This window comes from Mesorhizobium sp. M7A.F.Ca.US.014.04.1.1 (genome assembly GCF_003998745.1).
Classification (GTDB): Bacteria; Pseudomonadota; Alphaproteobacteria; order Rhizobiales; family Rhizobiaceae; genus Mesorhizobium; species Mesorhizobium ciceri.
In genome coordinates this window covers 1-9,054 of sequence record NZ_RZRW01000217.1, presented here as the reverse complement: position 1 = coordinate 9,054, position 9,054 = coordinate 1, and the positions used below count along the sequence as shown (strand labels likewise).

Annotated in this window: 17 protein-coding genes and 1 pseudogene; all 18 read left to right on the top strand. The window is 61.2% G+C overall.

What is annotated here, in order from left to right; all coding sequences use genetic code 11:
* Positions 1 to 234: pseudogene (locus EOA22_RS16200) on the top strand (30S ribosomal protein S3); the annotation flags it as partial.
* Between the two features lie 27 nt (positions 235 to 261).
* Complete coding sequence (gene rplP, locus EOA22_RS16195) at positions 262 to 675, top strand: 50S ribosomal protein L16 (protein WP_013531427.1); 414 nt, start codon at positions 262 to 264, stop codon at positions 673 to 675.
* 13 nt (positions 676 to 688) lie between these two features.
* A complete protein-coding gene (gene rpmC, locus EOA22_RS16190) occupies positions 689 to 889 on the top strand; it encodes a 50S ribosomal protein L29 (protein WP_006205459.1) in 201 nt (66 codons plus the stop codon).
* A gap of 11 nt (positions 890 to 900) precedes the next feature.
* Positions 901 to 1,140, top strand: coding sequence for a 30S ribosomal protein S17 (rpsQ, locus tag EOA22_RS16185; RefSeq protein WP_010909280.1), 240 nt, complete (start codon positions 901 to 903; stop codon positions 1,138 to 1,140).
* Between the two features lie 83 nt (positions 1,141 to 1,223).
* Positions 1,224 to 1,592, top strand: a complete 369-nt coding sequence (gene rplN / locus EOA22_RS16180; protein ID WP_006205457.1) for a 50S ribosomal protein L14 — start codon at positions 1,224 to 1,226, stop codon at positions 1,590 to 1,592.
* A gap of 12 nt (positions 1,593 to 1,604) precedes the next feature.
* The gene (rplX, locus tag EOA22_RS16175) at positions 1,605 to 1,919 is read left to right on the top strand and encodes a 50S ribosomal protein L24 (RefSeq protein WP_013531428.1); all 315 of its coding nucleotides are present in this window, start codon (positions 1,605 to 1,607) and stop codon (positions 1,917 to 1,919) included.
* Positions 1,912 to 2,511 carry a 50S ribosomal protein L5 gene (gene rplE, locus EOA22_RS16170; RefSeq protein ID WP_063168070.1) on the top strand — a complete coding sequence of 200 codons (600 nt, stop codon included), beginning with the start codon at positions 1,912 to 1,914 and terminating at the stop codon, positions 2,509 to 2,511. The genes rplX and rplE overlap by 8 nt, the downstream gene beginning before the upstream one ends.
* A 27-nt stretch (positions 2,512 to 2,538) precedes the next feature.
* The gene (rpsN, locus tag EOA22_RS16165) at positions 2,539 to 2,844 is read left to right on the top strand and encodes a 30S ribosomal protein S14 (protein WP_013895695.1); all 306 of its coding nucleotides are present in this window, start codon (positions 2,539 to 2,541) and stop codon (positions 2,842 to 2,844) included.
* Between the two features lie 12 nt (positions 2,845 to 2,856).
* On the top strand, positions 2,857 to 3,255 hold the full coding sequence (gene rpsH, locus EOA22_RS16160; protein ID WP_013531431.1) for a 30S ribosomal protein S8: 399 nt from the start codon (positions 2,857 to 2,859) through the stop codon (positions 3,253 to 3,255).
* Between the two features lie 89 nt (positions 3,256 to 3,344).
* On the top strand, positions 3,345 to 3,878 hold the full coding sequence (gene rplF / locus EOA22_RS16155; protein ID WP_013531432.1) for a 50S ribosomal protein L6: 534 nt from the start codon (positions 3,345 to 3,347) through the stop codon (positions 3,876 to 3,878).
* A gap of 138 nt (positions 3,879 to 4,016) precedes the next feature.
* Positions 4,017 to 4,376, top strand: coding sequence for a 50S ribosomal protein L18 (rplR, locus tag EOA22_RS16150; RefSeq protein WP_013531433.1), 360 nt, complete (start codon positions 4,017 to 4,019; stop codon positions 4,374 to 4,376).
* A gap of 148 nt (positions 4,377 to 4,524) precedes the next feature.
* The gene (gene rpsE, locus EOA22_RS16145) at positions 4,525 to 5,088 is read left to right on the top strand and encodes a 30S ribosomal protein S5 (protein ID WP_006333394.1); all 564 of its coding nucleotides are present in this window, start codon (positions 4,525 to 4,527) and stop codon (positions 5,086 to 5,088) included.
* Between the two features lie 24 nt (positions 5,089 to 5,112).
* Entirely contained in the window at positions 5,113 to 5,310 is a 198-nt protein-coding gene (gene rpmD, locus EOA22_RS16140) for a 50S ribosomal protein L30 (RefSeq protein ID WP_006205449.1), read from the top strand.
* A gap of 22 nt (positions 5,311 to 5,332) precedes the next feature.
* Complete coding sequence (rplO, locus tag EOA22_RS16135) at positions 5,333 to 5,809, top strand: 50S ribosomal protein L15 (RefSeq protein ID WP_013531434.1); 477 nt, start codon at positions 5,333 to 5,335, stop codon at positions 5,807 to 5,809.
* Between the two features lie 192 nt (positions 5,810 to 6,001).
* Positions 6,002 to 7,342: a preprotein translocase subunit SecY gene (secY, locus tag EOA22_RS16130; RefSeq protein WP_013531435.1), complete on the top strand. Its 1,341-nt coding sequence runs from the start codon at positions 6,002 to 6,004 to the stop codon at positions 7,340 to 7,342.
* A complete protein-coding gene (locus EOA22_RS16125) occupies positions 7,339 to 7,935 on the top strand; it encodes an adenylate kinase (protein ID WP_013531436.1) in 597 nt (198 codons plus the stop codon). The genes secY and EOA22_RS16125 overlap by 4 nt, the downstream gene beginning before the upstream one ends.
* A gap of 210 nt (positions 7,936 to 8,145) precedes the next feature.
* On the top strand, positions 8,146 to 8,514 hold the full coding sequence (rpsM, locus tag EOA22_RS16120; protein ID WP_013531437.1) for a 30S ribosomal protein S13: 369 nt from the start codon (positions 8,146 to 8,148) through the stop codon (positions 8,512 to 8,514).
* Positions 8,515 to 8,676: 162 nt separating this feature from the next.
* On the top strand, positions 8,677 to 9,054 hold a 378-nt coding region (rpsK, locus tag EOA22_RS16115), incomplete at its 3' end, for a 30S ribosomal protein S11 (protein WP_127390076.1).

Sequence of the window (9,054 nt, the reverse complement as noted above, 5' to 3'; positions counted from 1 at the left end):
ATGGAATGGTATCGCGAAGGTCGCGTGCCGCTGCATACGCTGCGTGCGGACGTCGACTACGGTACGGCCGAAGCGCACACGGCTTATGGCATCTGCGGCGTCAAGGTCTGGGTGTTCAAGGGCGAGATCCTTGAGCATGACCCGATGGCTTCGGAGCGTCGGGCCAGCGAAAGCGATGCAGCGCATGGCGGTGGTGGTGATCGCGAACGCGGTCGTCGTCGCGAAAACGCCTGAGACATTTAGGAATTTGGAGTTAGAACGATGCTGCAGCCAAAGCGCACAAAGTTCCGCAAGCAGTTCAAGGGCCGTATCCATGGTACCGCAAAGGGCGGCACCAACCTGGATTTCGGTGGTTTCGGGCTGAAGGCGCTTGAGCCGAACCGCGTCACCGCACGTGAGATCGAGGCGGCCCGCCGCGCGATCACCCGTGAAATGAAGCGCGCTGGTCGCGTCTGGATCCGTATTTTCCCGGACGTGCCGGTCACTTCGAAGCCGACCGAAGTCCGCATGGGTAAGGGCAAGGGCGCGGTCGATTATTGGGCGGCGCGCGTCAAGCCAGGCCGCATCATGTTCGAGATCGACGGCGTCAATGAAGAAACCGCCCGTGAGGCACTGCGTCTCGGCGCGGCCAAGCTCTCGGTCAAGACGCGCTTCGTGCAGCGCATCGCAGAATAAGGACGGGCTGATCATGAAAGCCGAAGACATCCGGACCAAGACCCAGGACCAGCTGACCGACGACCTGGCCAGCCTGAAGAAGGAGCAGTTCAACCTGCGCTTCCAGAAGGCCACCGGCCAGCTCGAGAAGACCGCGCGCGTGAGACAGGTTCGTAAGGACATTGCGCGTATCAAGACCATCGCTGCGGAAAAGTCCGCGGCTAAGAAGGCTTAAGGACGAAAACCATGCCAAAGCGCATTCTGCAGGGCACCGTCGTCAGCGACAAGAACGAGAAGACGGTTGTCGTCAAGGTCGAACGGCGCTTCACGCATCCCGTGATGAAGAAGACCGTGCGCATGACCAAGAAGTACAAGGCGCACGACGAGAACAACGCCCACAAGGTTGGCGATCAGGTGTTCATCCAGGAATCGAAGCCGATTTCCAAGGACAAGCGCTGGATCGTCGTGTCTTCGGACCAAGCCTGACCTCGGGCGTAAACAACGAATTTTGGACAGACCGGGGAGGGGCTTTGAGCCCATCCCGTTAGAAGAGAAGAAGGCGGCCAGTCATGATTCAGATGCAAACAAACCTCGACGTCGCGGATAATTCCGGCGCCCGTCGTGTCATGTGCATCAAGGTGCTGGGCGGCTCGAAGCGGAAATACGCTTCCGTGGGCGACATCATCGTGGTGTCGATCAAGGAAGCCATTCCGCGCGGCCGCGTGAAGAAGGGCGATGTGATGAAGGCGGTCGTGGTTCGCACGGCCAAGGACATTCGCCGCCCGGATGGCAGCGTGATCCGTTTCGACAAGAACGCGGCCGTTCTCGTCGACAACAAGAAAGAGCCGATCGGCACGCGTATCTTCGGACCGGTTCCGCGCGAACTCCGCGCCAAGAACCACATGAAGATCATCTCGCTCGCGCCTGAAGTGCTGTAAGGAGCCGGACCAATGCAAAAAATTAGAAAAGGCGACAAGGTCGTCGTGCTGGCCGGCAAGGACAAGGGCCGTTCGGGCGAAGTCCTCTCGGTACAGCCGAAGGAAGACACCGCGCTGGTGCGCGGCGTCAACATGATCCGCCGTCACCAGAAGCAGTCCCAGTCCCAAGAGGGCGGGATCATCACCAAGGAAGCGCCGATCCAGCTGTCGAACATCGCGCTGGCCGACCCCAAGGATGGCAAGCCGACCCGCGTCGGCTTCATCTTCCAGAAGGACGGCAAGAAGGTGCGCGTCGCCAAGCGCTCGGGAGAAGTCATCAATGGCTAAGGCTCAAACCACGAAGCCCACGGCTGAAAGCAAACAGTCCAAGGCTCAGAACACGCCGCGCCTCAAGCAGGTCTACAACGAGACCATCCGCAAGGCGCTGCAGGAACAGTTCGGCTACGACAACGAGATGCAGGTTCCGCGCATCGACAAGATCGTGCTGAACATGGGCGTCGGCGAAGCGACCGCCGATTCGAAGAAGCCTTCGATCGCGGCCGAAGACCTGGCGATGATTGCCGGCCAGAAGGCCGTCGTCACCCGCGCCCGCAACTCGATCGCCGGCTTCAAGGTCCGCGAGAAGATGCCAATCGGCGCCAAGGTCACGTTGCGCAAGGAACGGATGTATGAGTTCCTCGACCGCCTCGTGAACATCGCACTGCCGCGCGTCCGCGACTTTCGCGGACTGAATCCGAAGAGCTTCGATGGCCGTGGCAACTACGCCATGGGCATCAAGGAACACATCGTGTTCCCGGAGATCAACTACGACAAGGTTGATCAGATCTGGGGCATGGACGTCATCGTTTGTACGACTGCGAAGACGGACGACGAAGCCAGGGCATTGCTCAAGGCCTTCAACTTCCCCTTCCGCCAGTAACGGCAGCGAGAAAAGGAAAAATCTGAAATGGCAAAGACCAGCTCAGTCGAGAAGAACAACAGGCGCCGCAAGCTTGCCGACCAGTACGGTCCCAAGCGGGCTGCGCTCAAGGCGATCATCATGGATCAGTCCAAGCCGATGGAAGAGCGTTTCCGCGCTCAGCTCAAGCTTGCTGCCATGCCGCGCAACTCGGCCAAGATCCGCATCCGCAACCGCTGCGAAGTCACCGGCCGTCCGCGCGCCTACTATCGCAAGCTCAAAGTATCGCGCATCGCGCTTCGTGATCTCGGCAATAACGGCCAGATCCCGGGCCTGGTCAAGTCGAGCTGGTAAGGAGGACATAACATGTCATTGAGCGATCCTCTCGGCGATATGCTGACCCGCATCCGCAACGCGTATGGCCGCAAGAAGTCGAGCGTTTCGACGCCGGCTTCGCGTCTGCGCACCCGCGTCCTCGACGTGCTGAAGGCTGAAGGCTATATCCGCGATTACAGCCAGACCGACTTCGACAACGGCAAGTCCGAAATCGAGATCGAGCTGAAGTATTTCGACGGCGCGCCGGTCGTGCGCGAAATCGCCCGCGTTTCGAAGCCAGGCCGCCGCGTCTATGTTTCGGCCAAGTCGATTCCGCAGGTCGCAAACGGCCTCGGCATCGCCATCCTTTCGACACCGAAGGGCGTGATGGCCGACCATGAAGCACGTGAACAGAACGTCGGCGGTGAGATCCTCTGCCAGATCTTCTGATCTGGCAGTTGACCGCAAAGTGGAATCCGGTCTTCGGATCGTTCCCGAAGACAGAGACCTGAAACAAGAGAAGTGACGAGGACAACAAAATGTCTCGTATTGGAAAGAAACCCGTTTCGCTGCCGCAGGGCGTGACCGCGACCGTCAACGGCCAGACCGTGACGGCGAAGGGCCCCAAGGGTGAGCTGAAGTTCGTGGTGAACGACGAAGTGCTGGTCAAGATGGAAGGCAGCGAGATCGCTGTCCAGCCGCGCGACCAGACCAAGACCGCCCGCTCCAAGTGGGGCATGTCGCGCACGCAGATCGTCAACATCCTGCAGGGTGTCAAGGACGGTTTCGAGAAGAAGCTCGAGATCACCGGCGTCGGCTATCGCGCGGCACTTCAGGGCAAGAACCTGCAGCTGGCGCTTGGCTTCAGCCATGACGTCGTCTATGAGACGCCGCAGGGCATCACCATCACCGTGCCGAAGCCGACTGAAATCACTGTGGCCGGCATCGACAAGCAGCAGGTCGGCCAGGTTGCGGCCGAGATCCGCGAGTATCGTGGTCCCGAGCCTTACAAGGGCAAGGGCGTCCGCTACGCCGGCGAGAAGATCGTCCGCAAGGAAGGCAAGAAGAAGTAGTAGGCCTGGCCTCGAGAAGTTGAAGACTTTTCGGAAAGGGCCAAGCCAAGAGTGTAACGCCGCGGGGAGCGGTCGCGGGAGGCGCTTTCGCCTACCGCATATGGCGGCCCCCGTTTTTTGAAGGCAAGGAAGACCATCATGGGTACCAAGGAATCCACGCAGCGCCGCGCGCAGCGCGTCCGTCGTCAGATCAAGAAGGTCGCCGGCGAGCGTCCGCGTCTGTCGGTTCACCGCACGTCGAAGAACATCTATGTGCAGGTCATCGACGACGCCAAGGGCCACACCATCGCCGCCGCTTCGACGCTCGAGAAGGACTTCAAGGGTTCGCTCAAGACCGGCGCCGACACCGCTGCCGCCACCGCGATCGGCAAGCTGATCGCCGAGCGCGCCACCAAGGCCGGCGTCAAGGAAGTCGTCTTCGACCGCGGCGCTTACATCTATCACGGCCGCGTCAAGGCGCTCGCCGAGGCTGCCCGCGAAGGTGGCTTGAGCTTCTAAGCATGATCCCGAAAAGTTGCAGACTTTTCGGATAAAGATTATGCGAAGGAAATGATTTCGCCCCCGGTGACCGTTTCCCGATTTAATCGGGGCGAGGCACCGGATCTTATCAGCAACCGTGCTTCCGGAAAAAAACAAGGAACAGGATATGGCACAGGAACGTAGGGATGGCGGCCGCGGCCGCGATCGTGAAGAACGCGATGACGGCATGGTGGACAAGCTCGTCCACATCAACCGCGTCGCCAAGGTCGTCAAGGGCGGCCGTCGCTTCGGTTTTGCAGCACTCGTCGTCGTCGGCGACCAGAAGGGCCGCGTCGGCTTTGGTCACGGCAAGGCGCGCGAAGTGCCGGAAGCTATCCGCAAGGCAACTGAATCGGCCAAGCGCGACATGATTTTCGTGCCGCTGCGCTCGGGCCGTACGCTGCATCACGACGTCGAAGGACGCTGGGGTGCTGGACGCGTGCTGCTGCGCGCCGCCAAGCAAGGTACCGGCATCATCGCCGGTGGCCCGATGCGCGCTGTCTTCGAGACGCTCGGCATGCATGACGTGGTCGCCAAGTCGATGGGTTCGTCGAACCCCTACAACATGGTTCGCGCCACCTTCGACGCGCTGAAGAGCCAGATGCATCCCAAGGATGTGGCTGCTGCTCGCGGCATCAAGTATTCGACCCTTCAGGCCCGCCGCGGCACCGCCGTTGCGGCTGAAGAATAGTCGATCTGACCAGGGATTTTGACCATGGCCAAGAAAGCAACCAAGACCATCACCGTTGAGCAGATCGGTTCGCCGATCCGCCGTCCGAAGGAACAGCGCGCGACGCTGGTCGGCCTCGGCCTCAACAAGATGCACAAGCAGCGCACGCTGGAAGATACGCCCTCCGTGCGCGGCATGATCGCTGCCGTCCAGCATCTCGTCCGCGTCGTGGACGAGGGCTGAGCCAGAGCGCAGGAGAAGTCAGATGAAACTCAACGATCTGCGTGACAAGGACGGCGCGACGCACTCCAAGAAGCGTCTCGGCCGTGGTATCGGCTCCGGCTCCGGCAAGACCGGCGGTCGCGGCGTCAAGGGCCAGAAGGCGCGCTCCGGCGTCGCCATCAACGGCTTCGAGGGTGGCCAGATGCCGCTCTACCGGCGCCTGCCGAAGCGTGGCTTCAACAACATCTTCGCCAAGAGCTTCACCGTCGTGTCGCTGGCCCGCATCCAGGTGGCCATCGACGCCAAGAAGCTCGACGCCAAGGCAACCGTGACGGCTGAATCGCTGGTTGCCGCCGGCGTCATCCGCCGCGTCAAGGACGGCGTGCGCATCCTCTCGGATGGCGAGATCAAGGCGAAGCTCGCCTTTGACGTCGCCGGCGCCTCCAAGGCCGCGATCGAGAAGATCGAAAAGGCCGGCGGTTCGGTCAAGCTGCCGCAGGAAAAAGCAGCTGCCGAGTAACGGCAATTTGAAGCGCGATCGGCAGGAGTGGGATCCGTTTTTGCTCACGATTTCGCTTTGATCTGCTCAACGAGGCGGCCGCGTCAACGCGGCCGCTTGCATGTTTAGAGCCCGGAGCTTATCTCGTGAGCTTCGGTGAAACGCGCCGCCTGACCTCAGGGCCATCAAGCGTTACCAAGCGGAGAATCAGGCATGGCTTCGGCTGCTGAACAATTAGCCTCGAATCTGAATTTCTCGGCCTTCGCCAAGGCGGAGGATTTGAAGAAGCGCATCTGGTTCACGATCGGCGCGCTGCTGGTTTATCGCCTCGGCACCTACATCCCGCTTCCCGGTATCAATCCCGACGCCTTCGCCCAGGCCTTCTCTTCGCAGAGCAAGGGCGTGCTCGGCATGTTCAACATGTTCGCCGGCGGCGCCGTGCAGCGCATGGCGATCTTTGCGCTCGGCATCATGCCTTACATCTCCGCCTCCATCATCATGCAGCTGATGACCTCGGTCATCCCGTCATTGGAAGCGCTGAAGAAGGAAGGCGAACAGGGCCGCAAGGTCATTAACCAGTACACGCGCTACGGCACCGTGCTGCTTGCGCTGGTTCAGGCCTATGGCATTTCGGTCGGTCTGGAAGGCGGCAACGGCATCGTCAGTGACCCCGGCATGTTCTTCCGCATCTCGACCGTCGTCACGCTGGTCGGCGGCACCATGTTCCTGATGTGGCTGGGCGAGCAGATCACCGCCCGCGGCATCGGCAACGGTATTTCGCTGATCATCTTCTCCGGCATCGTCGCCGGCCTGCCGCACGCCATCTCCGGCACGCTGGAGCTTGGCCGCACCGGCGCGCTGTCGACCGGCCTGATCCTGGCGATCATCGTGCTGGCTATCGTCGTCATTGCGCTCATCGTGTTCTTCGAGCGCGCCCAGCGCCGCTTGCTGATCCAGTATCCAAAGCGCCAGGTCGGCAACCGGATGTTCCAGGGCGATACCTCGCACCTGCCGCTGAAGCTCAACACGTCGGGCGTCATTCCGCCGATCTTTGCCTCGTCGCTGCTTTTGCTGCCGGCCACCGTCGCCGGCTTCTCGCAGACGACGAACCTGCCGGCGTGGGCAAGCACCGTGCTCGCCTCGCTCGGCCACGGCCAGCCGCTCTACATGCTGTTTTATGCGGCGATGATCGTGTTCTTCGCCTTCTTCTACACCGCGATTGTCTTCAACCCGAAGGACACCGCCGACCAGCTCAAGAAGCATTCGGGCTTCATCCCGGGCTATCGTCCGGGCGAGCGCACCGCCGATTATATCGATTACGTTCTCACCCGCATCACCGTCGTCGGCGCCATCTATCTGGTGCTGGTGTGCCTGCTGCCGGAGTTCCTGATCTCGGCGACTGGCGTACCGTTCTACCTTGGTGGCACATCGCTTCTGATCGTGGTCAGTGTCACGCTCGATACGGTTGCGCAGATTCAGGGTCACCTGATCGCGCACCAGTATGAAGGCCTGATCAAGAAGTCGAAGCTGCGCGGGGGGAAGAAAGCCAGATGAGGTTGATATTGCTTGGGCCGCCAGGAGCGGGCAAGGGGACGCAAGCACAAAGACTGGTAGAAAAACACGGCATACCCCAGCTCTCGACGGGCGACATGCTGCGTGCTGCCGTCCAGGCAGGCACCGAGGTTGGCAAGCGCGCCAAGGCGGTGATGGATGCCGGTGAACTGGTGTCCGACGCGATCGTCAACGCGATCGTCGCTGAGCGTATCGATCAGCCCGACTGCGCCAAGGGGTTCATCCTCGACGGCTATCCGCGGACCCTGGTGCAGGCGGATGCGGTCGAGCAGATGCTGTCGGATCGCTCGCAGGGGCTCGACGCCGTCATTGAACTCGTGGTCGACGACAAGGCCCTGGTTGGCCGGATCGTCAAACGCGCCGACGAGGCGCAGGCCGCCGGCCTTCCCGTTCGCAAGGACGACAATCCGACCGTGTTCGAAGAGCGCCTGAGGGAATACTACAAGAAGACGTCGCCGCTGATTGGCTACTACTATGCCAAGGGCAAGCTCCGCAGTGTCGATGGCATGGCCGATATCGACGCCGTGACGGAACAGATCGAAGCGGTGCTCAAGGACGCGGTGCGGGGAAATTAACGATTGCACTTGACGGAGGCGGTTCGCTGCGGTATGGCGGCCCGTCTTCCTATCAGGCATGAGCTTTGCTTGTCCGCAAGGGCAAGGCAGCCGCATTGAACTGGAAACTCCCGCATGGGCCGGCCTCCACCGGACGCGGGGCAACTTAAGACAGCGCCGAGCCTACCTTGTTTTTGAGGATTGGCCGGCCCACATGGAGAAGGGAAGAACATGGCTCGTATAGCCGGCGTCAACATTCCGACCAACAAGCGCGTTGTCATTGCGCTTCAGTACATTCACGGCATTGGCAAGCGGTTCGCCCAGGAGATCGTCGACAAGGTCGGCATCCCGGCCGAGCGCCGCGTCAACCAGCTGACCGACGCGGAAGTGCTGCAGATCCGCGAGACCATCGACCGCGATTACCAGGTTGAAGGCGACCTGCGCCGCGAAGTCTCGATGAACATCAAGCGGCTCATGGACCTCGGCTGCTACCGCGGCCTGCGTCACCGCCGCTCGCTGCCGGTCCGCGGCCAGCGCACGCATACCAATGCGCGCACCCGCAAGGGCCCGGCCAAGTCGATCGCCGGCAAGAAGAAGTAATTTTTTTAGGGGAATAAGGGAGTAGGGGAGTAAGGCAGTAGGGAATGCCCGCCAGTCGGGTCGCGTTTTTCCCTACTCCCTTGCTGCCCTATTCCCCTACTCCCTTACGAAGGTGGAGCCGCTGGCATTACGGCGGTGTAGAGATCAACTGAAAGGACTATCATGGCCAAGGAAGCCGCTCGTGTTCGCCGTCGCGAACGCAAGAATATCTCGTCGGGCGTTGCCCACGTCAATTCGACCTTCAACAACACGATGATCACCATCACCGATGCGCAGGGCAATTCGATTGCCTGGTCGTCTGCCGGTGCTCAGGGCTTCAAGGGTTCGCGCAAGTCGACCCCGTTCGCTGCCCAGATGGCTGCCGAGGATGTTGCCAAGAAGGCCCAGGAACACGGCATGCGCATGCTCGAAGTCGAGGTCTGCGGACCCGGCTCCGGTCGTGAATCGGCACTGCGCGCCCTGCAGGCGGCCGGCTTCACCATCACCTCGATCCGTGATGTGACGCCGATCCCGCACAATGGCTGCCGCCCGCGCAAGAAG